The 23,259-nt window shown below is 58.7% G+C and carries 21 protein-coding genes; 15 read left to right on the top strand and 6 right to left on the bottom strand.

From position 1 onward, the window contains the following. Positions 1 to 67 precede the first annotated feature (67 nt). Genes FJW00_RS03530 through pstB form a run of 3 tightly spaced genes read left to right on the top strand, consistent with a single transcriptional unit; the run spans position 68 to position 4,566 of the window. Positions 68 to 2,155 (top strand): ABC transporter permease subunit, encoded by a 2,088-nt coding sequence (locus FJW00_RS03530; protein ID WP_009088769.1) that lies wholly within the window; start codon positions 68 to 70, stop codon positions 2,153 to 2,155. After that, entirely contained in the window at positions 2,152 to 3,786 is a 1,635-nt protein-coding gene (gene pstA / locus FJW00_RS03525) for a phosphate ABC transporter permease PstA (protein ID WP_140923070.1), read from the top strand. Before FJW00_RS03530 ends, pstA begins: the two co-directional genes overlap by 4 nt. 12 nt (positions 3,787 to 3,798) lie before the next feature. Beyond that, on the top strand, positions 3,799 to 4,566 hold the full coding sequence (pstB, locus tag FJW00_RS03520; RefSeq protein ID WP_140923069.1) for a phosphate ABC transporter ATP-binding protein PstB: 768 nt from the start codon (positions 3,799 to 3,801) through the stop codon (positions 4,564 to 4,566). A gap of 181 nt (positions 4,567 to 4,747) precedes the next feature. On the opposite strand, the gene purN is transcribed toward pstB, so the two are convergent. Next, on the bottom strand, positions 4,748 to 5,386 hold the full coding sequence (gene purN / locus FJW00_RS03515) for a phosphoribosylglycinamide formyltransferase (RefSeq protein ID WP_140029699.1): 639 nt from the start codon (positions 5,384 to 5,386) through the stop codon (positions 4,748 to 4,750). After that, entirely contained in the window at positions 5,383 to 6,423 is a 1,041-nt protein-coding gene (gene purM / locus FJW00_RS03510; RefSeq protein WP_058957429.1) for a phosphoribosylformylglycinamidine cyclo-ligase, read from the bottom strand. Before purM ends, purN begins: the two co-directional genes overlap by 4 nt. A 228-nt stretch (positions 6,424 to 6,651) precedes the next feature. Between purM and upp the strand changes: the two genes are divergently transcribed. The 3 genes from upp to hda all read left to right on the top strand — a co-directional run bounded on the left by upp (position 6,652) and on the right by hda (position 9,515). Next, positions 6,652 to 7,278, top strand: a complete 627-nt coding sequence (gene upp / locus FJW00_RS03505; protein ID WP_009088774.1) for a uracil phosphoribosyltransferase — start codon at positions 6,652 to 6,654, stop codon at positions 7,276 to 7,278. A gap of 144 nt (positions 7,279 to 7,422) precedes the next feature. Next, entirely contained in the window at positions 7,423 to 8,706 is a 1,284-nt protein-coding gene (gene uraA / locus FJW00_RS03500) for a uracil permease (protein ID WP_046102358.1), read from the top strand. Positions 8,707 to 8,813: 107 nt separating this feature from the next. Continuing rightward, the gene (gene hda / locus FJW00_RS03495; RefSeq protein ID WP_219854829.1) at positions 8,814 to 9,515 is read left to right on the top strand and encodes a DnaA inactivator Hda; all 702 of its coding nucleotides are present in this window, start codon (positions 8,814 to 8,816) and stop codon (positions 9,513 to 9,515) included. Here the strand turns inward: hda and arsC are convergent. Next, the gene (gene arsC / locus FJW00_RS03490) at positions 9,512 to 9,853 is read right to left on the bottom strand and encodes an arsenate reductase (glutaredoxin) (RefSeq protein ID WP_140923068.1); all 342 of its coding nucleotides are present in this window, start codon (positions 9,851 to 9,853) and stop codon (positions 9,512 to 9,514) included. The genes hda and arsC overlap by 4 nt on opposite strands. 29 nt (positions 9,854 to 9,882) lie before the next feature. Next, the gene (gene bepA, locus FJW00_RS03485; protein ID WP_009088781.1) at positions 9,883 to 11,346 is read right to left on the bottom strand and encodes a beta-barrel assembly-enhancing protease; all 1,464 of its coding nucleotides are present in this window, start codon (positions 11,344 to 11,346) and stop codon (positions 9,883 to 9,885) included. A gap of 756 nt (positions 11,347 to 12,102) precedes the next feature. Between bepA and FJW00_RS03480 the strand changes: the two genes are divergently transcribed. The 3 genes from FJW00_RS03480 (at position 12,103) to FJW00_RS03470 (ending at position 15,295) form a co-directional block, all read left to right on the top strand. Then, the gene (locus FJW00_RS03480; RefSeq protein WP_009088784.1) at positions 12,103 to 12,708 is read left to right on the top strand and encodes a DsrE family protein; all 606 of its coding nucleotides are present in this window, start codon (positions 12,103 to 12,105) and stop codon (positions 12,706 to 12,708) included. Between the two features lie 31 nt (positions 12,709 to 12,739). Next, the gene (locus FJW00_RS03475) at positions 12,740 to 13,348 is read left to right on the top strand and encodes a DsrE family protein (protein ID WP_140923067.1); all 609 of its coding nucleotides are present in this window, start codon (positions 12,740 to 12,742) and stop codon (positions 13,346 to 13,348) included. 381 nt (positions 13,349 to 13,729) lie between these two features. Continuing rightward, positions 13,730 to 15,295: a sensor domain-containing diguanylate cyclase gene (locus FJW00_RS03470; RefSeq protein ID WP_009088788.1), complete on the top strand. Its 1,566-nt coding sequence runs from the start codon at positions 13,730 to 13,732 to the stop codon at positions 15,293 to 15,295. Positions 15,296 to 15,369: 74 nt separating this feature from the next. On the opposite strand, the gene bcp is transcribed toward FJW00_RS03470, so the two are convergent. Then, complete coding sequence (gene bcp / locus FJW00_RS03465; RefSeq protein ID WP_009088790.1) at positions 15,370 to 15,837, bottom strand: thioredoxin-dependent thiol peroxidase; 468 nt, start codon at positions 15,835 to 15,837, stop codon at positions 15,370 to 15,372. A gap of 156 nt (positions 15,838 to 15,993) precedes the next feature. Next, positions 15,994 to 16,575 carry a glycine cleavage system transcriptional repressor gene (locus FJW00_RS03460; RefSeq protein WP_058957416.1) on the bottom strand — a complete coding sequence of 194 codons (582 nt, stop codon included), beginning with the start codon at positions 16,573 to 16,575 and terminating at the stop codon, positions 15,994 to 15,996. A gap of 143 nt (positions 16,576 to 16,718) precedes the next feature. Between FJW00_RS03460 and dapA the strand changes: the two genes are divergently transcribed. The 6 genes from dapA (at position 16,719) to ypfH (ending at position 23,232) form a co-directional block, all read left to right on the top strand. After that, entirely contained in the window at positions 16,719 to 17,597 is an 879-nt protein-coding gene (gene dapA, locus FJW00_RS03455) for a 4-hydroxy-tetrahydrodipicolinate synthase (RefSeq protein ID WP_009088794.1), read from the top strand. Positions 17,598 to 17,611: 14 nt separating this feature from the next. Further along, positions 17,612 to 18,643: an outer membrane protein assembly factor BamC gene (gene bamC, locus FJW00_RS03450; protein ID WP_009088796.1), complete on the top strand. Its 1,032-nt coding sequence runs from the start codon at positions 17,612 to 17,614 to the stop codon at positions 18,641 to 18,643. Positions 18,644 to 18,788: 145 nt separating this feature from the next. Continuing rightward, positions 18,789 to 19,502 (top strand): phosphoribosylaminoimidazolesuccinocarboxamide synthase, encoded by a 714-nt coding sequence (gene purC, locus FJW00_RS03445; RefSeq protein WP_009088797.1) that lies wholly within the window; start codon positions 18,789 to 18,791, stop codon positions 19,500 to 19,502. 130 nt (positions 19,503 to 19,632) lie between these two features. Continuing rightward, a complete protein-coding gene (gene ypfJ / locus FJW00_RS03440; RefSeq protein ID WP_009088799.1) occupies positions 19,633 to 20,496 on the top strand; it encodes a KPN_02809 family neutral zinc metallopeptidase in 864 nt (287 codons plus the stop codon). Beyond that, positions 20,496 to 22,478, top strand: coding sequence for a tRNA(Met) cytidine acetyltransferase TmcA (locus FJW00_RS03435; protein WP_140923094.1), 1,983 nt, complete (start codon positions 20,496 to 20,498; stop codon positions 22,476 to 22,478). Before ypfJ ends, FJW00_RS03435 begins: the two co-directional genes overlap by 1 nt. Positions 22,479 to 22,551: 73 nt before the next feature. Beyond that, positions 22,552 to 23,232, top strand: a complete 681-nt coding sequence (gene ypfH / locus FJW00_RS03430; protein ID WP_009088803.1) for an esterase — start codon at positions 22,552 to 22,554, stop codon at positions 23,230 to 23,232. Positions 23,233 to 23,259 lie beyond the last annotated feature (27 nt).

Raw genomic sequence — 23,259 nt, 5'->3', positions numbered from 1 at the left:
CAGGAGTTGTCTTATCAACCCGCTACGGGCAACATAGCGGCTTATTTCAGCCTGCTGCCGGAACCGCATGAGCGTAAACCACATTCCTGTCCAATTCAGCGATCGTAAGCGTCGTGCCATTGACCGCCTGACGCGGCGGCTGGTCACCTGCTGCGGCGTGGCGATCCTGCTGCTAATGCTGCTGCTGTTCTGCTGGCTGATTGGAGTGGTACTGCCGCTGTTTACGGCGCCGGGTCTGCAAATCGCCTCCAGCCAGCAACTCTGGGATCGTGCGCCTGCATTAGCGATGGGCAATCAGGGCAAGGTCGGCTGGCGTATCAGCGATCGCGGCGCGGCGCGCTTTATTCCGCTGGATGGGCAGCCCGCAGAACCGGCACTGGCGCTGACGCCACCACCGGGTGCGATTGTGCAGAGTGCCGACGGGCAGACGCTGCTGCTCAATATTGAGGGAGCACTGACGCTGCTGCAGCCCACAGCCGACCAGCAGTGGCGCTTTCCGCTGGGCGACAAACCCTTTCATTTACCCGCTGGCGCGGTGACGAAGATGGCGCTGGCAACCCGCCATGCCGATCAATGGCGTATCGCGGCGCTCACCCAGGCCGGACTTCAGGTGCTGACGATCGGCACCGATCGTCAGGCTGCTATTCTCTCGCTGCCTCAGCGTCAGCTTGATCTGCTGGCGCTTTCACCGACAGGCGATCTGCTCTACACCACGGAAGGCAATCTGCTGCGCGTCTGGCAGCTCGGTGATGCACAGGCCTCATTACGCGAAACGCACACCCTGCCGCAGCCGCCGCAAAGCCTGCACCTGCTGGTGGGCGGTGCAAGCCTGCTGATTCAGGATCGCAGCGGCGTGACACAGTGGTTTGCTGTGGCCGGCGAGCAGGGGCCGCGCCTCCAGCGCATAAAGACCTTCGCGCAGAGCGACGGTGAGACGCTTCTGGTGACGGAGCCGCACCGTCGCGTGTTCGCCACACTCAGCAGGCAGGGGCTGCTGCGGCTGTTCGCCAGCAAGCAGAGCGGCCCGATACTGGAGCGTCAGCTGGCGCCCGGCATCGTACAGGCGCAGTTTTCACCCCGCGGCGACAGCCTGCTGATTGAGCGGCCCGGACACTGGCAGATGCTGCGGCTCGATAACCCGTGGCCCGACGTCACGTGGCGTAATTTCTGGCAGAAAATCTGGTATGAGAACTATCCCGCGCCGGACTGGGTCTGGCAGTCGACCGCCGCGGGCGACGGCTATCAGGCAAAGTTCAGTCTGGTGCCGATGGTGACGGGCACGCTGAAAGCGGCCGGGTTAGCGCTGCTGTTTGCCACGCCGCTGGCGCTGGCCGCCGCCATGTACACCGCGTGGTTTATGGCCCCCGGCCTGCGACGCTGGGTGAAACCGGCGATTGAGATGATGGGGGCGCTGCCGAGTGTGGTGGTCGGGCTGATTGCCGGCCTCTGGCTGGCGCCGCATATTGGTCAGGCCCTGCTGGGGGTGCTGCTGCTGCCGCTCACCCTGGCGGGCGCGCTGCTGCTGTGCGGGGTATTCAGCGCCCGCTTACCGCCGCGCTGGCGTCAGCCCGGTCGCGAGGTGCTGATTCTGCTACCGCTGCTGCTGTCAGTGACGCTGCTGACGCTGTGGCTACCCGCTCGGTTTATGCCGGATGCCGGCGACTGGCTGCCGCATTATGAGCAGCGAAATCTGCTGGTGGCCGCACTGGCGATGGGCTTTGCGCTGGTGCCGCTGATCTTTACCCTCTCGGAAGATGCGCTGTTCAGCGTCCCCGCGGCGCTGGGACAGGGCTCGCTGGCGCTGGGCGCGACGCCGTGGCAGACGCTGACCCGCGTGGTGCTGCCCGGTGCCTCTGCCGGTATTTTTGCCGCGCTGATGGTCGGTCTGGGGCGCGCCGTGGGAGAAACCATGATTCTGCTGATGGCGACCGGCAACACCCCGCAAAGTGAAGGGGGCCTGTTCAGCGGCCTGCGCGCGCTGTCCGCCAATATCGCTATCGAGATGCCGGAAGCGGCGGCGGGCAGTGCTCACTACCGGGTGCTGTTTCTCAGCGCTCTGCTGCTGCTGCTGTTTACGCTGGTTATCAACACTATTGCAGAGCTGATCCGGCAGCGGCTGCGTCAGCGATACAGTCAGCAGGAGGAGCAGGCATGAAGGTGATGCGCCAGAACGATCGCTGGCGGTGGTTAACCGCCGGCGCGGTAGCCGTCTGCCTGCTCGCCTTTACGCTGCTGATTGGTTTGCTGGCCTGGCAGGGGGTGCGTGCCTTCTGGCCGCAGCGCGTTGACCTTTACAGCTTCAGCCAGCCGGACGGCGGCGAAACGCGCCTGCTGGGTGAAACGCTGGAGCATCAGCGGCACTTTCCCGCCCCGGTCGATGAGCAGGGCAACCAGGGGGAGAAGGTTCATCGCTATCTGATTAAGACCGGTAACCGGGAGTGGGACGCACCCGATTTCCGCGTGGTTTACAGCCGTCAGGCGGCGCAGGTCACTCAGCCCGCCGATGTCATGGTGCTGCAGCGGCGCGGCCACGGTCAGGCCTATGGCTGGTTTGTCGGGCTGCGTGAAGACAATGAAGAGTTAACCGCCAGAGACCCGGATGCGCTGCTGCATCAACGGCTCGGGCAGGTGCAGACCCTGGTGCGCCAGGCCAGCCAGATCCGTCGGGTCGATATGGCGCGTCTCAACAGCCAGCGGGAGCAGTTAGACGAGCAGGCGGAGGCTCGACGGGCCGCCGGACGCTTTGATCTGCAGACCGAGTCGGAATTTCAGGCCAATCAGGCCGCCCTGCAGCGCCGTTTCAATCAGCTGAGTGAGACGCTGGCCTCTCTGCAGCAGCAGAGTCAGCGCGATCTGCTGATCCTGCGGGATGTGCACGGCACCGAACATGCGATTCCGCTGACCGACATTGTGGACAGCTGGAAGCCCAATGCGATGACGGCAGGCGGCAAAATGCTGCATTTCCTGCATCAGCTGTGGCGCTTCGTCAGCGACTCCCCTGCGGAGGGCGAGAGTGAATCGGGCGCGTTTCCGGCCATTTTCGGCACCGTGCTGATGGTGCTGCTGATGTCGGTGGTGGTGATGCCGCTGGGTGTGATCGCGGCAATCTGGCTGCATGAATATGCCGGACGTCATGCGCTGACCCGGCTGGTGCGGATCGCGGTGGTCAATCTGGCGGGCGTCCCCTCGATTGTCTATGGCGTCTTTGGCCTGGGCTTTTTCGTCTGGCTGGTGGGCGGCACGATCGACCAGCTCTTCTTCGCCAGCGCACTGCCCAATCCGACGTTTGGCACGCCAGGGCTGCTGTGGGCCTCACTGACGCTGGCGTTACTGACGCTGCCGGTGGTCATTGTCGCGACCGAAGAGGGGCTGTCCCGTATTCCCAACAGTCTGCGACAGGGTTCGCTGGCGCTGGGCGCAACGCAGGCGGAAACCCTGTGGAATGTGGTGCTGCCTATGGCGGTGCCTGCGATGCTGACCGGCCTGATCCTGGCGGTGGCGCGGGCGGCCGGGGAAACCGCACCGCTGATGCTGGTGGGGGTAGTAAAAATGGTGCCGGAGCTGCCGGTAGACGCGGTGTTTCCTTATCTTCATCTGGATCGCAAGTTTATGCATCTGGGCTTCCAGATTTACGATCTGGCGTTTCAGAGCCCGAATATTGAAGCTGACCGGCCGCTGGTGTTTGCCACCGCGCTGCTGCTGGTGCTGATTATTCTGTCGCTTAATCTGCTGGCGATGGCCCTGCGTCACCGTCTGCGTGAACGCTATCGCCTTATGACTCAATAACAGGCTATGACTATGACGTCCGACACGGATATAGCGCTTACCGTTAACCATCTGTCACTGTGGTATGGCGAGCGCCAGGCGCTGCAGGATATTTCGCTGCAGGTGCCGAAAAACAGGATCACCGCGCTGATTGGTCCCTCAGGCTGTGGGAAGTCGACGCTGCTGCGCTGCTTTAACCGCATGAATGATGTGATCGATCACTGCCGGGTTGAGGGAGAGGTGCTGCTGGGCTCGCTGCCGATACTGCGACCGGAGCAGGATCTCTCCGCGCTGCGGCGTCGGGTCGGGATGGTGTTTCAGCGGCCGAATCCATTTCCCAAGTCGATCTATGAGAATGTGGTTTACGGTCTGCGCCTGCAGGGGGTACGCGACCGGCGGGTGCTGAACGAAGCCTGTGAGCGTGCGCTGCGTGCGGCGGCGCTGTGGGGCGAGGTGAAAGATCAGCTTTCTCAGAATGCGCTGACGCTCTCGACCGGACAGCAGCAGCGGCTGGTGATTGCCCGCGCTATTGCGATTGAACCGGAGGTTCTGCTGCTGGATGAGCCGACCTCTGCGCTGGACCCTATCTCGACGCTGGTGATTGAAGAGCTGATGACCACGCTGAAGCAGCATTTTACGCTGGTGCTGGTGACGCACAACATGCAGCAGGCCTCTCGCGTGTCAGATTACACCGCGTTTATGCATCAGGGGGTGCTGGTGGAGTTTGATGAGACCGACCGTATCTTCACCGCGCCGAAACAGCGCCGGACCGAAGATTATATTACGGGGCGTTACGGCTGAGTCCGCAACGGGAAAGGGGCGCTCTGTCACCGGCTCAGGGGGCCTGTGTCCTGCGTAAAGACGCAAAAGACGCCCTCCATGGCGGGCTCAGCGCGGGCCATCCATAGCCCGCTATGCTTTACTCCGGACACAGGCCCCCCTCGCTTCAGGTTTATCCGCTGTCTGTGGGACTTCCCGTGTATCAGTCGTTAGCATAGCCCTGCGGCGGCAGCGGTTCGCCATCCAGCCAGGCCTTACCGTCACGCATCGCCAGCCGTCCCTCAACAAACCAGTCGATGACCAGCGGATAGATGGCGTGCTCCTGATGCTGCACCCGCTCCGTGATCTCCGCCTCCGTGTCGTCGGCAAAAATCGGCACTTTTGCCTGCAGGACCACCGGCCCGCCATCCAGCTCGTCAGTGACGAAATGCACCGAGGTGCCATGCTCGCTGTCACCGTTCTCCAGCGCCTGACGGTGCGTATGCAGGCCCGGATATTTCGGCAGCAGGGAAGGGTGAATATTCAGCAGGCGATCGTGAAAATGGGCCACGAATGCACTGCTGAGAATACGCATATACCCCGCCAGGACGACAAGGTCGGGCGAGTACGCTTCAATCTCAGCGATCAGCTGGCGATCAAAGGCGTCCCGGTCGGTGAAATCGCTGGCGGCCAGCGCGTGAGCCGGGATACCCGCCTCACGCGCCCGCGTTAAGCCAAAGGCAGCGGCGCGGTTGCTGAACACGGCAGCCACGCTGCCGTGAATGCGCCCGCTGGCGCAGGCGTCAAGGATGGACTGAAGATTGCTTCCGTTGCCGGAGATCAGTACAACCAGCTTTTTCATCCGTTGATGACCACTCGCTCTTCCGCCTCTGACGCTTTGATCACGCCGAGCTTCCAGGCTTTCTCACCGGCCGCTTCCATCAGCGCAATCGCTTTATCCGCGTCGGCCGGGCTCAGGGCGATGACCATCCCGACGCCGCAGTTAAAGGTGCGGTACATCTCGAAACGGCTGACGTTACCGGCCTGCTGCAGCCAGCTGAAGACGGCCGGCCACTGCCAGCTCTTCTCATCAATCACCGCCTGGGTGTTGTCGGGCAGCACGCGAGGAATATTTTCCCAGAAGCCGCCGCCGGTCAGGTGTGCGATAGCATGCACATCGACCTGTTCAATCAGGCTCAGGATATTTTTCACGTAGATGCGGGTCGGTTCCAGCAGATGATCAGCCAGCGGTTTGCCTTCCAGCTGTTCGGTCAGCGGATCGGTGCTGCTGACTTCCAGAATCTTGCGCACCAGCGAATAGCCGTTAGAGTGCGGGCCGCTGGAGCCGAGGGCGATCAGCACGTCGCCATCCTGCACCTTGCTGCCATCAATGATTTCTGATTTTTCCACCACGCCCACGCAGAAACCGGCCACGTCATAATCTTCGCCGTGATACATGCCTGGCATCTCGGCCGTTTCACCGCCGACCAGCGCACACCCTGACTGCAGACACCCTTCGGCGATGCCGGTGATCACCGCGGAGGCAGTGTCCACGTCCAGTTTGCCGGTCGCGTAGTAATCCAGGAAGAAGAGCGGCTCAGCACCCTGTACCACCAGGTCGTTAACGCACATCGCCACCAGGTCAACACCAATGGCGTCGTGACGTTTGAGATCCATCGCCAGACGCAGCTTGGTACCAACGCCATCGGTGCCGGAGACCAGCACGGGTTCACGGTATTTCTGCGGCAGCGCGCAAAGCGCACCAAAACCGCCCAGTCCACCCATCACTTCCGGGCGACGCGTCTTTTTCACTACGCCTTTAATACGGTCAACCAGGGCATTACCAGCATCAATATCAACACCGGCGTCTTTGTAACTGAGAGAGGTTTTGTCGGTCACTGCGAGGTCCCCACGCGAGTTGCGGTTGGTGGTTAAAATAAAGCGCGGCAATTCTAACAGTGCAGGCAAACGTTTGCGAGTCCGGGATTGCGCATCGGACAATTTTCATTAATCCTTGTTTTATCCCGGCCAGACTCGCGGCTTTGCGCAAGGACAGGTGGCGCAGAGCGGAAAAGGCGGTATAATCCCGCGATTTTTTTTAGCTCAACTCATTCCGGGAGAACACCAATGAAGATCGTGGAAGTCAGACACCCGCTGGTCAAACATAAACTGGGCCTGATGCGTGAGCATGATATCAGTACAAAGCGCTTTCGTGAGCTGGCGTCTGAAGTGGGCAGCCTGCTGACCTACGAAGCGACCGCCGATCTGGAAACGGAGCGCGTCACCATTGAGGGCTGGAACGGCCCGGTTGAAATCGATCAGATCAAAGGCAAAAAGATCACGGTGGTGCCGATTCTGCGTGCCGGTCTTGGCATGATGGAAGGGGTTCTGGAGCACGTTCCCAGCGCCCGTATCAGCGTGGTTGGGGTTTACCGTGATGAAGAGACGCTGGAGCCGGTTCCCTATTTCCAGAAGCTGGTTTCTAACATCGAAGAGCGCCTGGCGCTGGTGGTAGACCCGATGCTGGCGACCGGGGGCTCAATGATCGCCACCATCGACCTGCTGAAAAAAGCGGGCTGCACCAGCATTAAAGTGCTGGTACTGGTTGCCGCCCCGGAAGGGATCGCTGCACTGGAGAAGGCACACCCTGACGTTGAGCTCTACACGGCGTCCGTGGATCAGGGACTGAATGAGAAGGGTTACATCATTCCCGGACTCGGCGATGCCGGGGACAAGATTTTCGGAACCAAATAAATCGCATAGCCGACCAGAGAGTCGGCTTTTTTTTGCAAAAAAAAGCTCTCCGACCGGGGCGGGTTTGCCGCAGGGCTGACCCGCGTGCCTGAGGCTGTGCCTGAAGCGCGCACCCGTGGGGAAAATAACATAAGGGGATAAATGATGACTCGTCGCGCCATTGGCGTCACTGAACGACCGCCGTTACTGCAAACCATTCCACTCAGCCTGCAACACCTGTTCGCCATGTTTGGTGCCACGGTGCTGGTGCCGATTCTGTTTCACATCAACCCGGCGACGGTTCTGCTGTTTAACGGCGTCGGCACGCTGATCTACCTCTTTATCTGTAAGGGCAAAATCCCCGCCTATCTCGGTTCCAGTTTCGCCTTTATCTCGCCGGTACTGCTGTTGCTGCCGCTGGGCTATGAGGTGGCGCTGGGGGGATTTATCCTCTGCGGGGTGCTCTTTTGCCTCGTGGCGCTGATTGTTAAACGCGCGGGAACCGGCTGGCTGGACGTGATGTTTCCGCCAGCGGCGATGGGCGCGATTGTCGCCGTAATCGGTCTGGAGCTGGCGGGCGTAGCAGCCAATATGGCGGGCCTGCTGCCGGCAGAAGGCAGTGCACCCGACAGTAAAACGGTGCTGATTTCGCTGGTGACCCTGGCCGTCACGGTATTTGGTTCGGTGCTGTTCCGCGGCTTCCTGGCGATCATCCCTATCCTGGTCGGCGTGGTGGCGGGTTATCTGCTCTCCGCGTTTATGGGCATCGTGGACTGGCGCGGCGTGGTCAGTGCCCCCTGGTTTGCCCTGCCGACTTTCTATACGCCGCGCTTTGAGTGGGTGGCGATGCTGACGATTCTCCCCGCCGCGCTGGTGGTGATTGCCGAACATATCGGGCATCTGGTGGTCACGGCTAACATCGTGAAGAAAGATCTCATCCGCGACCCTGGCCTGCATCGCTCAATGTTCGCCAACGGCTTATCGACAGTGATCTCCGGCTTCTTTGGCTCCACCCCGAACACCACCTACGGCGAAAACATCGGCGTCATGGCGATTACCCGTGTCTACAGTACCTGGGTGATTGGCGGTGCGGCGATTCTGGCGATCCTGCTCTCCTGCGTCGGCAAACTGGCGGCGGTGATCCAGGCGATCCCGGTGCCGGTTATGGGCGGCGTGTCGCTGCTGCTGTATGGCGTGATCGGCGCATCGGGTATCCGCGTCCTGATCGAATCGAAAGTCGATTACAACAAAGCGCAAAACCTGATCCTGACCTCGGTGATCCTGATCATTGGCGTCAGCGGCGCGAAGGTGCACATCGGCGCGGCAGAGCTGAAGGGCATGGCGTTAGCGACGATCGTGGGCGTCGGACTCTCATTGATCTTCCGGGTGATCTCGCTGCTGCGTCCGGAAGAAGTGGTGCTGGACGCCGAAGAATCCCGCGAGCCCTGATCGCATCGTAACGGACAGGATCGGGGCAGGGACGCCCCATTCATCTCTTTCTGAAAACTGTGGTAGACTTCCCCCGATTTTTTGCTTGTTCTCTTGCTGAGGTGCTTCTGAACACGCCGGCACAATTGTCATTGCCACTCTATTTACCTGACGATGAAACCTTCGCCAGCTTCTGGCCGGGGGAGAACCCGTCGCTGATTGCCGCGCTGAAAGGCGCTCTCAGCCAACAACATGGCAGCTATCTCTACTTCTGGTCACGCGAAGGCGGCGGGCGGAGTCATCTGCTGCACGCTGCGTGCGCCGAAATGTCCGCACGCAGTGAAGCGGTAGGGTATGTGCCGCTGGACAAACGCACCTGGTTTGTACCGGAAGTGCTGGAGGGGATGGAGCAGCTGTCACTGGTCTGCATCGATAACATTGAGTGCATTGCCGGTGAGCCGGAGTGGGAGATGGCGATCTTCGATCTCTATAACCGCATTCTGGAAACCGGCAACACGCGGCTGTTCATCACCGGCGATCGTCCACCGCGCCAGCTGAATCTGCAGCTGCCCGATCTCGCCTCGCGCCTGGACTGGGGGCAGATCTATCGCCTGCAGCCGCTCTCCGATGAAGATAAACTGCAGGCGCTGCAACTGCGCGCCGGGTTACGCGGCTTTGAGCTGCCGGAGGATGTGGGACGTTTCCTGCTGAAGCGACTGGATCGCGAAATGCGCACCCTGTTTGAAACGCTGGATCGGCTGGATCGTGCCTCGATCAGCGCCCAGCGCAAACTCACCATCCCCTTTGTTAAAGAGACGCTCGGCCTTTAAAGAATGTCGAGCACCGCTTCCGGCGGACGTCCGATTCGCGCCCGATCGCCCTTGATCACAATCGGCCTTTCAAGCAGTTGCGGATGGGCGGCGAGCGCGTCCAGCAGCGCACTTTCCTCTTTATCACTCAACGCCAGTTCACTGTAGAGCGCTTCTTTCGTGCGCATCAGCTGGCGTGCGCTCTGCATCCCCAGCTTCTGCAGCAGACTCTGCAGCGTCTCGCGGTCAGGCGGCGTCTGCAGATAGAGCACCACTTCCGGTACAAGGCCGCGGGCGTTCAGCAGGGCCAGAGTTTCGCGGCTCTTGCTGCAGCGCGGGTTGTGGTAAATCGTCACCATGTCAGGCTCTCCCTTTCCGGCTGTTATGCTCAGCCTTTCTGATATTGTTTGAAACGCTGCTGCAACTGACGCAGCTGATCGATACGGGCATCGTAGCGCGCCTGCTTCAGGCTGCCGAGCGGCACCTGGGCGCTGGCGCTGCTCAGTGCGCTAATCGCCTGATCGAGCTGACCATTCAGTGCCAGACTCTCGGCCCGCGCCGAGAGCTCCTCATCATTCAGCCCCTGCTGAGCAGAAGCCTGCGCCAGTAAATCCCAGCCGTTGGGGTCATCCTTGTTTGCCCAGGTGTAGCGATTCAGAATGCGGCTGGCGCTGGCATACTGTTTCGCTTCTACATAGGCATTCGCCAGGTTGAGCTGCACCACCGGGCTGTTTTTCGCCCCGGTAGCCGCGGTGAGCAGGGCAATCGCCTGCTGCGGCTGGTTCAGACCGATATCGATATCGGACATGATGTCGAGGAACCAGACATTACCGGGCTGCTTCGCCAGCAGCGGGGTCATAATCCGCTTCGCGTCGGCAAAACTCTTCGCCTGCAAAAACTGTATCGCTTTGCCATATTGTGAGGCCAGCTGCTCACGCGAATTGCCGCTGGCATACTGGCTAAGCAGTTCGTCAGTAAGCTGATTGCGCCCGGTGGAGTACATGCCCAGCGCCCGGACCTTCGCCAGATAAAAATCTTCCGTCGACTGCACGACTACTGGCCGCATCTGGTTGGCGCGGTTTCGGGCATCCGCCAGACGGCTGTCGGGCAGGGGGTGCGTCAGCAGAATTTCCGGTGGCTTTGACGAGAAGCGGCTCTGATCGGCCAGCTTCTGCAAAAAGTTCGGCATCGCCTGCGGATCGAATCCGGCGCGCTGCAGCACCTGAATCCCGATGCGATCTGCCTCCTGCTCATTGCCCTGGGTAAAGCTGATGATCCCCTGCTGGGTGCCCGCCAGCGTACCGGTCAGTGCTGCCATGCCCGCCTGCGGACTCGCCATCGCCAGCAGAATAGAGCCCAGCGCACCGACCCAGGTCAGCGGCGCATTGCGCTTCTGATCTTCCATCGCGCGCGCCAGATGGCGCTGGGTAACGTGCGAAATCTCATGCGCCATTACCGATGCCAGCTGGCTTTCATTCTCGGTAAAGCGGAACAGCGCGGAGTGCAGCACCACATTGCCGCCAAAAAAGGCAAAGGCGTTCAGCTCATCGTTCTGTATCAGAAAGAAGTGGAACGGCGTTTTCACCGAGTCAGCGTGCGCAACCAGGCGCTGGCCGAGCTGATTAATGTACTGATTGAGAAGCGGATCGTTGATCAGTGGTGCGCTGGCGCGAAGCTGGCGGACATAGAAGTCGCCCATCTGCAGCTCCTGATTAATCGACAGCGTCGAACCGGCCGTGGTGCCAATATCGGGAAGAGAATCACTGACATCAGCGTAAGCCGGTGACAGCGTGGACAGAATGAGCGTCGGCAGAAGCGCGGCGATCAGCGTTTTTTTTAACCGGTTCAACATGCCTTAATCCTGTAGAGAGGCTCTGAAAAGAGACAGGTGCGCAGCGGGTAGGTTCCCTTTTCCGCAGATAACGACGGTTTGCGCCTATCTTAACCAGTGCCCGAAAAGAAAGAAATGCTGTTTTCGGGACCAGCTGGCGGCGCAGTTTGTGCAAGATCAGCGAATATGACGAAAAAATTTGAACATTCCTGAAACCTAAACCGTAGTTAAACGGATAAGCCGGGGCAGGGGATTGCCCGCGCCGCCGCGCAATTATACAACGGCTTATTTACCCTGCTGATTGAGTCCGGCATGAATAAAGCAGAATCTTCTGTCGCTCCTCTGACGTTAATCTGGTTTCCTTTTTAAAGTTATGTAAATTCACTCAAAAAAACTGAATATGGCATGATTTTTTCCAGGCCAAATCTGAAAAAAACAGCGAAACGCATGGGTTTAATCCCTTTTTTACATTGATAAATTCAATCGTTATTCCGGCCATATCTGTTTTTTTCTATTTAACGCTGGCTGTTATTTTTTAAATCTTTCCCCTATCGCCATAAATAAGGCGGCCCTTATCGCGGGCCAGTGATAAGAAGACGACTTTAAGCAGCTAATGAAATTTTTCGATTAATTCAGGCGGTGAATCATTTCTGCTGTCATCAGCAGCGTGCCTGCCCGCCTTTCCTTCAGGAGAGAATCACGTCCGCGCTGTGATATAGATAGCCGACCTGATTCAGTCCTGAATCGGCCAGAGATTATTTGCCGGAGAGAAGTGTTATGCGTTCAGCTATTTCGTACGCGTTAATCGCCATTATCGGTGGCGTAGTGGGTGCGGCTGTTACACAGAGTGGCACTATTTATGACAAAGTCACACGCCATTTTGCCTCAGAGCCTCAGGAACCCGCCGGATTCTGGAGTACACCGGCGATTGAAGGCTACGGCAAAATTCATTATGAGCCTGATGCCGCTTTTAAGCCGGTGCCGGGTCTGAGTAATAAAATTGTTTTTCAGATCACCCGCAGCGATGGCGCGATGACCGCACCCAATCTGGGACTGGAGCGCGTCGCGCGGGTAGTGAATCTTTATATCGCCTCTGGCGTTCCGGCCGATCAGCTGAAGTTTGTGGTTTCGGTTACCGGTGACGCGACCCCCGCCATGCTGGATAACGCCCATTTCAAACAGTTTTATGGCATCGACAATCCCAACCTGAAGCTGATTAACGAGCTGAATCAGGCGGGCGTCAAAGTCTCCGTGTGCGATCAGTCGGTGGCCTTCCACCACTATCCCAACAACTGGATTGATAAATCCGTTGTGCATGCGCTTTCCAGTCCAACCACGGTCTCAACGCTGCAAAACCAGGGGTATGCGTGGCTGGCAATGTAATTAACGTTTTATTTAATCGGGAGAATATCTGATGCGTCCAGCAGCTTTAGTGGTGGTGGCAGCCGTCGCAGGATTTATTGGCGGCAATGTTTTACAGCTGCCCGCTTTATTTGGTAAGGCCAGCGATAAACTGGCGGAGAATAAAACCGAGCCTGCCGACTTCTGGAGTACACCGGCAATTGAGGGGTATGGCAAAATACATTATGTCGATACGCCAGCCTTTAAACCCGGCACAACGACAGGCCTGAGTAATAAAATCGTCTTTCAGATCAACCGCAGTGAAGGGGATATTCGTAAGCCGAATCTCGGTCTGGAGCGCGTCGCGCGTGTAACCAACCTCTATTATGCGGCGGGTGTTCCGCTCGACCAGCTGAAATTTGTGGTATCCATTAACGGCGACGCGGTTTCATCTGCCCTGAATAATGCGCAGTTCAACAAAGCCTACGGTGTCGATAACCCGAACCTGAAATTAATCAGCGAACTGAAAAAAGCGGGTGTGCAGGTCACTATCTGTGACCAGTCAGTGGCGTTTCATCAGCTGGAGCGTGACTGGATCGACCCGATGGTCACTCACACGATCTCCAGCGGTACCACAGTCGCCACCCTGGAAAACAGCGGTTACGCCTTCCTGATGCTCTGATCCTCCTGACAGCGGCGTCATGGCCGCTGTCATCTGCTGCGTTTTGCTTTTCCTGTAAGGCGGACCGGCCTTACTCCTTTCTTCTCACCGGATGCACCCTGTCGCTTCAGGCTGGCCTTAATTGCCGCGCCTCCCACGGTAAAACGTCATGTTTACCGGGGTTCGGGACCACTATCTATCGTGATTTTTCCCTGTCAGATGGGAAGCCCTGATCATTAAATCAGTGCCAGGATAATTTGTATTTAGTCGGCTGAAATTTGTCTTAATGCTGCTCAAAAAGGCCAGCAGGGTGTAGACTTAAGCCCGGATTATCAGCTGGCTTTCATTAAAAAAATAATCAGGCATTCATGACATGACTTCCTTCTTCGGGGCGGCAACGCCATGCTAAAGCTGTTTCGGCCTAAAGCCGATTTGCGCAATCTGATCGCCCTGCTGGTCATTGTCAGTATTGTCATTACGCTCGCCAACACACTTTACGCCACCTGGCGCGTGCAGCGTCAGGTGCTGATCGATTCCACGCTTGAAGCTAACCGCGCCTATGCCGCCAAGCTCGCCTCTACCAGCGAAATCTTCTTCCAGCTGGCGCAGTCACAACTGCACTTCAGCGCCAATCAGCTCAGCCGTGACTTTAACAATGATGCGTTGCTGAGCAGTGAGGTCAACCGCCTGCGTGAGCAGACCACCAGTTTTAACTCGGTGGTGGTGGTGGATGGGCAGGGCGTGGTCAAAGCGATCTCGCCTGAGTCCCTGACCCTGAAAGGCATGCATCTCACCAGTGATGCCTCGCGCGAAGCGCTGACGCTGCGGCAGCCGGCAATCAGCAAACCGACGCTGTCACCGGCCAACAATCTGCTGGTGTTTGTCTCGTGGCCGATCTGGAGCGAACAGGGCGACTATCTGGGCTACGTCGGCGGCACCATCTATCTGAAAAAGAAAAGTATTCTGAATGCGCTGCTGGGTGAACAGTTCTATCGTGATGGCACCACGGTCTATGTGCTCGACAGTAATAATGAGGTGCTGTATCACCAGAATCGTCAGCTGGTGGGCAAAACCCTGCCTGCCATCGTCAGTCCCAACGGTGAGGAGACCAACGGCTCGCTGATGATGACCGGTGCGGGAGAATCCACGCAGCTGGCAGGCTATGCCGTCGTTCCGACCACCGGCTGGACGGTGGTGGCCCTGAAGCCCATCAATGCCACGCTCGATCCGCTCTCCGGGCTGTTAATGAAAGTGCTGAAAAACTCGGTGCCGTTTGCGCTGCTGACCCTGCTGGTGGCTGTGGTGCTGGCGCGACTGATCGCCCGCCCGCTGTTTCAGCTGGCGCGCAAAGCCAGCCGGATGGATGCGCAGGGCGTCTCTAAGGAGATTGGCGGTATCAGCGCCTGGTATTTTGAGGCCGCACAGGTGAAGCGCGCGCTGCTCACCGGTATCGGCCTGGTGCAGGATAAAATTGGCCGTCTCAGCTCAGAAGCGCAGACCGATCCGCTCACCCAGCTGCTGAATCGCCGCGGGCTGAACGCGGTCCTGGAGTATTACCGCACGCTGCGCCAGCCTTTCGCGGTACTGGCGCTGGATATCGACCATTTCAAAAACGTTAACGACAGCTGGGGCCATGACGTCGGTGATCGGGTGATTCAGCAGGTGGCCAGCACGCTGCGTGCCAGCGCCCGTCACTCGGATGTGGTGTGCCGCAACGGCGGAGAGGAGTTTCTGATGCTGCTGCCAGGAACGTCGCTGGATGAAGCGCAGGTCATCGCAGAGCGGGTACGGCAGGGCATTGCAGAAGCCTGGCTCAGGGATGTGGGGCGGATTACCCTCTCTATCGGCGTCGCGGCCTGGAAAGGAACGCAGGATGCCGGGCTGGAAGTGAGCCTGAAACAGGCGGATGCCGCGCTTTATGAGGCAAAGAATGCCGGGCGCAACTGCGTTATCGTTGTCCGATCTTAACGGTTCGGAAAGCGGGGAGGGCGGGAAAAGAGAAAGAAGAAGGGCGCGGCACCCAGGCTACCGCGCCCTTAAGATCAGGCGGACTTAACGTAATCCAGCACCATGTCGTGGTGATTTGAGGTCTTGAAGTTATCAAACACTTTCTCAACCTTGCCCTCTGCATCTACCAGGAAGCTGATGCGATGAATGCCGTCATAGGTTTTACCCATAAACGTTTTTTCACCCCAGACGCCAAACGCCTGGCAGACTTCATGGTTTTCATCTGAGAGCAGGGTAAAGTTCAGCAGCTCTTTTTCCGCAAAACGTGACAGTTTTTCCGGTTTGTCGGTGCTGATACCCAGCACTTCCACACCCGCTTTTTTCAACTCATCCATGTTGTCACGCAGACCGCACGCCTGCACGGTGCAGCCTGGCGTCATCGCTTTCGGGTAGAAGTAGACCAGAACGCGCTGTCCCTGGAAGTCGGTCAGATTCACTTGTTCGCCGTCCTGATCGGGCAGGCTAAATGCGGGTGCGGTGTCACCGGCTTTCAGTGGATTCATCACATCTCTCCATTTTTTTATTCAGGCTGTGGGTAATACACCATCCAGCGAAAAACAACCAGAGGGAACGTTACCATCAGGGGGTATTTCACCACATAGCCGGTCACGTTTCAGTGGCAGTAATGTGGAGAAATAACTCCGGTTTATTTGCAAAGTTTAGCGCACCGCGCTGACAGATTCGCTGCTGTCGGCGTCTGACACACTATAGAGGCGCAGCGTGCCCTGGGCATTCAGCTCCTGACACAGCGCATTGAACGCCTGCTCAAAGGTGGTGCCGCTGGTGCGTGTCGGACTGTGTGCCGTCATCTGAATATAGAGTGTCGGCGGCAAACCCTGTTGCGCGGGGGTGATGCGCGACACCAGTTCGGCCACGTTCATCTGATGCTTATCAATGAGATCGGTAAAGCGCTCGATGATGTGCGGTGAATCGGCGACCTCAACCTGGATAAAGGCGGTATCAGGCATCGGCGGGCGTAACCGCGCGTTGGTACGCTTCATGACGATCAGCAGCTCCAGCTCTGCCCCTTTCAGCGGCAGCGTCGATTCAATTAGCGTGATCGCATTCCAGCTGCCGGACAGCAGCATGATAAACGTGAACTCATCCCCGAGCATGGCAAGACGACTGTCTTCAATATTGCAACCACAGCTGCTGACGTGTCGGGTAATGGTGTTGACGATACCCGGACGGTCAACACCGAGGGCGGTGATCACCAGATGATGGGGCTGAGATTGCGACAAAATGGCTTTTCCTCTGCTTTCGCTAATAACCATAAGGTAAACATAAAAAAAACTGCTGACAAGCGCGGGAATAGCGTGGCTTGCTTGCTTTTCCCTAAGCGTAAAACGTACCATGAAGCACTTGTTTGTCGAGGGGATCGCCAATGTTTACGGGAAGTATTGTTGCACTCGTTACGCCAATGGATGACAGCGGTAATGTCTGCCGGTCGAGTCTGAAAAAACTGATTGATTATCACGTCGCCAGCGGCACCGCGGCGATCGTTTCCGTCGGCACCACAGGCGAGTCTGCCACCCTGAGTCATGAAGAGCATGGCGATGTGGTGATGCTGACCCTGGAACTGGCCGATGGCCGTATTCCGGTGATTGCCGGAACCGGGGCTAATGCCACCGCTGAAGGCATCTCCCTGACGAAGCGTTTTGAACATTCCGGCGTGGTGGGTTGCCTGACTGTCACCCCTTACTATAACCGCCCGACGCAGGAAGGGCTGTTCCAGCACTTTAAAGCGATTGCTGACAGCACCAGCCTGCCACAGATGCTCTATAACGTTCCCTCACGAACCGGTTGTGACATGCTGCCGGAAACCGTTGCCCGCCTGGCCGAAATCAAAAATATTATCGGAATCAAAGAGGCAACCGGGAACTTATCGCGGGTTAGTCAGATCCAAGAGCTGGTTAATGAAGATTTCATTCTGGTGAGTGGCGATGACGCGACGGCACTGGACTTTATGCAACTGGGCGGCAAAGGCGTCATCTCGGTGACCGCGAACGTGGCTGCGCGCGAAATGGCGGAAGTCTGCCAGCTCGCACAGCAGGGCAATTTCGTCGAGGCACGCCGTCTGAATCAGCGTCTGATGCACCTGCACCAGACGCTTTTCTGTGAACCCAATCCTATCCCGGTGAAATGGGCAGCGAAGCAGCTGGGATTAATCGCTAACGACACGCTGCGTCTGCCAATGACGCCACTGACAGCAGCCAGCCAGCCGAAAGTGGAACAGGCGCTGGTGAAAGCGGGTTTGCGATAATTTAGGGAGTTTGAATGAATTACTCAGTAAAGCGGTCAACAATTGCCACAGTGGTGGGGCTTTCTACCCTGATGCTGTTGTCGGCCTGTTCAACCGATCAGCGTTATAAGCGCCAGGTCAGCGGCGACGAATCCTATCTTCAGGCCAGTGAACTGCATGAGCTGAAAGCGCCTGCCGGGATGATCCTGCCGGTGCAGCGTGGCGACTATGATGTGCCCCGCACCGCCAGTCAGGGCCCTACCGGCAAGCAGCTGGACATCCGTCCGCCAGCACAGCCGCTGGCACTGATGAACGGCACCCGCGCGCAGTTCAGTAACAACACCGGCGCGCTGATCATTGATAACAGCCGTGGCTCGGTCTGGTCGCAGGTCGTCAATGTGGTGCAGTCCTACAAATTCCCGATCGCCTCCCGCAATGATGCCGGTCAGCAGCTGACGACCGACTGGGTTCAGTGGAACCGTGCGGATGAAGATCAGCAGTACCGCGGTCGCTATCAGATCAGCGTGCAGTCGCAGAGCTATCAGCAGCTGCTGACCGTGCGTCTGCTGGAGCTGCAGCAGGATGGGAAAACCATCACTTCACCTGCCCAGATTCAGCGTTACACCGCGCAGATGCTGAATGACATCAGCACCGGCATGGACAAGATCGATACCGCCAGTGAAAACGCGGCATCCGGCCGGGTGAACGGCGCGATCGATGTGCAGAGCGGTGCCGATGACACCGGTCTGCCTATGCTGATCCTGCGAACGCCTTACAATGTGGCCTGGCAGCGTCTGCCAGACGCAATGAAACGCGTTGGCATGGAGGTGACTGACACCACCCGCTCCACCGGCAGCATGAAGGTGACCTACAAGTCACTGAGCAGCAGCGACTGGGATTCCGTGGGCGCGAAAGATCCGGAATTGCCGAACGGCGATTACAAAGTGCAGGTCGGCGATCTCGACAACCGCACCAGTCTGCAATTCATCGACCCGAAAGGGCATGTGCTGACCCAGTCGCAGAACGATGCGCTGGTGGCCGTGTTCCAGGCGGCGCTGAACAAATAAAGTTGCCTCAGGCCGGAGATTCTCCGGCCTTTTTATTTTGTTTTTGGCATAATAGCGCGCGGCGAAGTAAACGATTGCGTCAAGGCAATCGCCGCAGCGGCGCTGGCCGCTGAACACCCGTTATTTCAAGTCTGGAGTGAACAAGATGCAAAAGCGAGCTGAGTTGTATCGCGGTAAAGCGAAAACCGTATACAGCACCGATAACCCGGATCTGCTGATACTCGAATTCCGCAACGATACGTCAGCAGGTGATGGCGCCCGAATCGAGCAGTTTGATCGTAAGGGAATGGTTAACAATAAGTTTAACCACTTCATCATGACCAAATTGCAGGAAGCGGGTATCCCGACCCAGATGGAAGCGCTGCTGTCCGATAACGAGGCGCTGGTCAAGAAGCTGGAGATGGTACCGGTAGAGTGTGTGGTGCGTAACCGCGCCGCAGGATCGCTGGTAAAACGTCTGGGCGTGGAAGAGGGCATGGTGCTTAATCCGCCGCTGTTTGATCTTTTCCTGAAAGATGATGCAAAGCATGACCCGATGGTCAACGAATCCTACTGCGAAACCTTTGGCTGGGTCAGTAAACAGAACCTGGCGCGGATGCAGGAGCTGACCTTTAAAGCTAATGAGGTGCTGAGCAAGCTGTTCGACGAGGCGGGTCTGATTCTGGTCGACTTCAAACTGGAGTTTGGTCTGTTCAACGGTGAAGTGACGCTGGGTGATGAGTTTTCCCCGGACGGTGCGCGCCTGTGGGACAAAGAGACGCTGGATAAAATGGACAAAGACCGTTTCCGCCAGAGCCTGGGGGGTGTAGTGGAAGCCTATGAGGCGGTGGCACAGCGACTGGGCGTTAAACTCGACTGAGTCTGACGACCGTGCAGAACATAAAAAGGAGAGCCCCGGCTCTCCTTTTTTCATTTTGGCGTAAAGCTGGTGATTGCTTCGTCGCACAACTAAAATCATGCCATCTGAAGATTATCAAAGGGAGTAGAGCATGCGCTGGCAAGGGCGTCGCGAGAGCGACAATGTAGAGGACCGTCGCGATCAGTCATCCGGTTTTGGCGGCGGCGGACGCCAGATTCGTCTGCCACGTGGTAAAGGCGGCATCGTGCTGCTGATTGTGGTGGCGGTAGCAGGCTATTACGGTTACGACCTCACCGGACTGCTGACCGGCGGCGACGTGGCACCGACCAGTCAGCAGCAGCGCAGCGTCAGCGCCAATGATGATGAGGCGGCGAAATTCACGAAGGTGATTCTGGCTACCACTGAGGATACCTGGGGCAAACTGTTCCAGCAGATGAACAAGCAGTATGTGGCCCCGAAGCTGGTGATGTATCGCGGCGCAACCCGCACCGGCTGTGGCACCGGCCAGTCAGTGATGGGACCGTTTTACTGTCCTGCTGACCAGACCGTCTACATTGACCTCTCCTTCTACGACGAGATGAAGACGAAACTGGGCGCGGGCGGAGACTTTGCTCAGGGGTACGTGGTCGCTCATGAAGTGGGTCACCATGTGCAGAAGCTGCTGGGCATTGAGCCAAAAGTGCGTGAAATGCAGCAGGGCGCCAGCCAGACACAGGTCAATCAGCTCTCCGTCAAAATGGAACTGCAGGCTGACTGTTTTGCTGGTGTCTGGGGACACTACATGCAGAAGGAAAACATCCTGGAAGCGGGCGACCTGCAGGAGGCGCTGAATGCTGCCGAGGCGATTGGTGATGATCGCCTGCAGCAGAAAGGTCAGGGGCGCGTGGTGCCGGACAGCTTTACCCACGGTACCTCTGAGCAGCGCTACACCTGGTTCAAGCGCGGATTTGATGGTGGCGATCCGGGACAGTGCAACACCTTCGCCAGCAACTGATGTCTCTGCCACAGCAGACGCAGCTAATGCAGCAGGCCGGTGTCCGTCGTCTGGCGGTGATCAGCGGCGACCCGGCCTGGTGTGTGATGCGGGCCGCAGAGTGGCGTGAAACGCTCCCGGGCGACTGGCTGCAGGTGAGTCCTGAACCGCTGTTTACAGGTCCCTCTGACGCTCCCGAACTGCATAAACCGCCCGCAGCGCTGCGAACGCTGCTTGGCCGCGAGTTTCATCACGCCATTTTTGACGCCCGACAGGGCTTTCATGCCGAGGCTTTCGCTGCGCTGGCGGGGACGCTCAGCGCCGGTAGCTGGCTGTTACTGCTGGTGCCACCCTGGGGGCAGTGGTCGCAGCAGCCTGACGCCGATAGCCTGCGCTGGGCAGATGTTGCGGAACCGATCGCGACGCCCGGTTTTGTTCGCCATCTGCAACAGCTGATAATCGGTGATAAGCAGGTACTGCTGGCGCGTCAGCATCAGCCTGACCGTTTTCCGCCTCCACCGGACTGGCCACACTGGCACTGTCAGGCACCGCAACAGCAGCAGGCGATACTCGATCAGCTGGCGACGATGCCTTCCGGCGTCGCGGTCCTGACGGCCGCCCGCGGACGGGGCAAATCGGCGCTGGCGGGCATGCTGGCCCGGCAGAACGGGCAGTGTCTGGTGACCGCCCCGGCCAGAGCCTCCACGGAAGTGCTGGCGACCTTTGCTGCTGAGGCTTTCCATTTTATGGCCCCGGATGCTCTGCTGGCGTCTGATCCCGTACCAGCGGCGTCGTGGCTGATCGTGGATGAAGCGGCGGCCATCCCGGCTCCGCTGCTGCAGGCGCTGGTCAGCCGCTATCCCCGCGTCCTGCTGACTACCACCGTGCAGGGCTACGAGGGGAGCGGGCGCGGGTTTATCCTTAAATTCTGTGCCGGGCTGCCGCAGGCACGCTACTTCACGCTGGATGAGCCGCTGCGCTGGTCGCGTCACGATCCGCTGGAGCAGTGGCTGAATGCGGCGCTGCTGTTTGAGGATGCTGCTGCCATCACGCCTTCTTCTGCCGTGACGCCACACCCGGTCCCGCGTCACGATTTCCCTATGCTGGAGGCCGCCTATCGTCTGCTGACCAGCGCGCATTACCGCACCTCGCCGCTCGATCTGCGCCGCCTGCTGGATGCTCCGGGTATGCAGCTGTGGCGGGCAGGGGAGCCGCCGGGTCTGCAGGGGGCGCTCTGGCTGGTGGAGGAGGGCGGGCTGGAGCCCGCCCTGGCGCAGGCGGTCTGGGCAGGTACCCGGCGACCGCGCGGCAATCTGGTGGCGCAGTCACTGGCCGCACACGCGGGTCTGGCTGAGGCGGCGACCCTGCGCTCGCTGCGCATCAGCCGGATTGCCGTGGCGGCGGAGAGCCGCCGTCGGGGAATGGGGCAGCAGCTCGTGGCCGCCGCCGCCCGCGCCGCCGCCGATCGCGACTACCTCTCGGTCAGCTTCGGCTACACTGAATCTCTCTGGTCATTCTGGCGCGCCTGTGGTTTTACGCTGGTACGGATTGGCAGTCAGCGTGAGGCCAGCAGCGGCTGTTATGCGGCGATGGCCATCCTGCCCTGTTCTCCAGCCGGCGAGGCATTGCAGCGTCGCGCGGCAGACCAGCTGGCGCGTGACTGGCCGCTGTTGCGCCAGCACATCGCGCTGGATCTGCAGTTTGAGGCGAGGTGTGATGATGGATGGCGTGTGCAGGACATCCCGCTGGCCGCGGGTTTTGCCTGGGCGCAGCGCCCACTGGAAGCGAGCCTGCCGGTGTTGCAGCGTCTGGTGGCGGCCAGTGCGGCCCCAGACTCACTGCTGGCTGCAGCGGTAAGCACACCGGATGCGTTAAGCGGGCTGGCACACCAGGCGGGCATAAGCGGACGCAAGGCGCTGATTTCGGTACTGCGTCAGCAGGCGGCAGCCGCCCTGGAAAGTCTGGGCATTCGGCAGGATGCGCTGCACCCGTCGTTGAAATAATTCGACCAGCGGGTTCAAATAATCCTCATATCATTCTTTGCCAGCTGGCGTAGAGTGAATAACGGAGGTCACTATGACACTGAAATATGTAATCGTTCAACAGCCTGCCACCACGGCTCAGCTGTTTCTGCTCTACCATGGCGTAGGCGATAACCCGGATTCTATGGGTGAGATTGGCAGCTGGTTTGCCCGGACATTTCCTGAGGCGCTGGTGGTTTCTGTTGGCTCGCCGGCTGCGGGCCGTCAGTGGTTCAGCGAGGCTGAACTGCACGATATGACGCTACAGCAGCGGGTTAACGCGGCGATGCCACAGTTTGTGGAATCTGTGCGTCACTGGCAGAAAAAAAGCGGTGTGCGCCCGGAAGCAACGGCGTTAATCGGTTTTTCCCAGGGCGGCAGTATGGTGCTGGAAGGGGTGAAAGCCCATTCCGATCTGGCCGGCCGCGCGGTGGTGTTCAACGGCCGGTTTATTACCCTGCCAGAGAAAGCCAGCACCCGTACCACGGTTCACCTGATCCACGGTGATTATGATGAGCAGATTCCGGTGTTTCATGCGCAGCAGGCGGAGCAGCGACTCACCGCCAGCGGGGGCGACGTCACGCTCGATATCGTCGACGATCTGGCGCACGCTATTGATGACCGCAGCATGACGCTGGCGCTGAATCATCTGCGCTACACGGTGCCAAAACGCTACTTCGATGAAGCGTTAAGCGGGGCAAAGCCCGGTGACGATGATGTCATTGCGATGATGTAAAAATGCCCCTGCAGAGCAGGGGCATTT

Origin of the sequence: Pantoea anthophila, from assembly GCF_006494375.1 — a bacterium.
GTDB lineage: Bacteria > Pseudomonadota > Gammaproteobacteria > Enterobacterales > Enterobacteriaceae > Pantoea > Pantoea anthophila.
Note: the sequence above shows the minus strand (reverse complement) of the source record. Positions and strands in the feature narration are given on the sequence as shown.

Coding starts and splice junctions, on each gene's coding strand:
- pstA (WP_140923070.1), top strand. CDS start 2,152: ATGAAGGTGATGCGCCAGAACGATCGCTGGCGGTGGTTAACCGCCGGC.
- uraA (WP_046102358.1), top strand. CDS start 7,423: ATGACTCGTCGCGCCATTGGCGTCACTGAACGACCGCCGTTACTGCAA.
- ypfJ (WP_009088799.1), top strand. CDS start 19,633: ATGCGCTGGCAAGGGCGTCGCGAGAGCGACAATGTAGAGGACCGTCGC.
- upp (WP_009088774.1), top strand. CDS start 6,652: ATGAAGATCGTGGAAGTCAGACACCCGCTGGTCAAACATAAACTGGGC.
- FJW00_RS03475 (WP_140923067.1), top strand. CDS start 12,740: ATGCGTCCAGCAGCTTTAGTGGTGGTGGCAGCCGTCGCAGGATTTATT.
- FJW00_RS03435 (WP_140923094.1), top strand. CDS start 20,496: ATGTCTCTGCCACAGCAGACGCAGCTAATGCAGCAGGCCGGTGTCCGT.
- bcp (WP_009088790.1), bottom strand. CDS start 15,837: ATGAATCCACTGAAAGCCGGTGACACCGCACCCGCATTTAGCCTGCCC.
- purN (WP_140029699.1), bottom strand. CDS start 5,386: ATGAAAAAGCTGGTTGTACTGATCTCCGGCAACGGAAGCAATCTTCAG.
- ypfH (WP_009088803.1), top strand. CDS start 22,552: ATGACACTGAAATATGTAATCGTTCAACAGCCTGCCACCACGGCTCAG.
- bepA (WP_009088781.1), bottom strand. CDS start 11,346: ATGTTGAACCGGTTAAAAAAAACGCTGATCGCCGCGCTTCTGCCGACG.
- bamC (WP_009088796.1), top strand. CDS start 17,612: ATGAATTACTCAGTAAAGCGGTCAACAATTGCCACAGTGGTGGGGCTT.
- pstB (WP_140923069.1), top strand. CDS start 3,799: ATGACGTCCGACACGGATATAGCGCTTACCGTTAACCATCTGTCACTG.
- FJW00_RS03530 (WP_009088769.1), top strand. CDS start 68: ATGAGCGTAAACCACATTCCTGTCCAATTCAGCGATCGTAAGCGTCGT.
- arsC (WP_140923068.1), bottom strand. CDS start 9,853: ATGGTGACGATTTACCACAACCCGCGCTGCAGCAAGAGCCGCGAAACT.
- FJW00_RS03480 (WP_009088784.1), top strand. CDS start 12,103: ATGCGTTCAGCTATTTCGTACGCGTTAATCGCCATTATCGGTGGCGTA.
- dapA (WP_009088794.1), top strand. CDS start 16,719: ATGTTTACGGGAAGTATTGTTGCACTCGTTACGCCAATGGATGACAGC.
- FJW00_RS03470 (WP_009088788.1), top strand. CDS start 13,730: ATGCTAAAGCTGTTTCGGCCTAAAGCCGATTTGCGCAATCTGATCGCC.
- purC (WP_009088797.1), top strand. CDS start 18,789: ATGCAAAAGCGAGCTGAGTTGTATCGCGGTAAAGCGAAAACCGTATAC.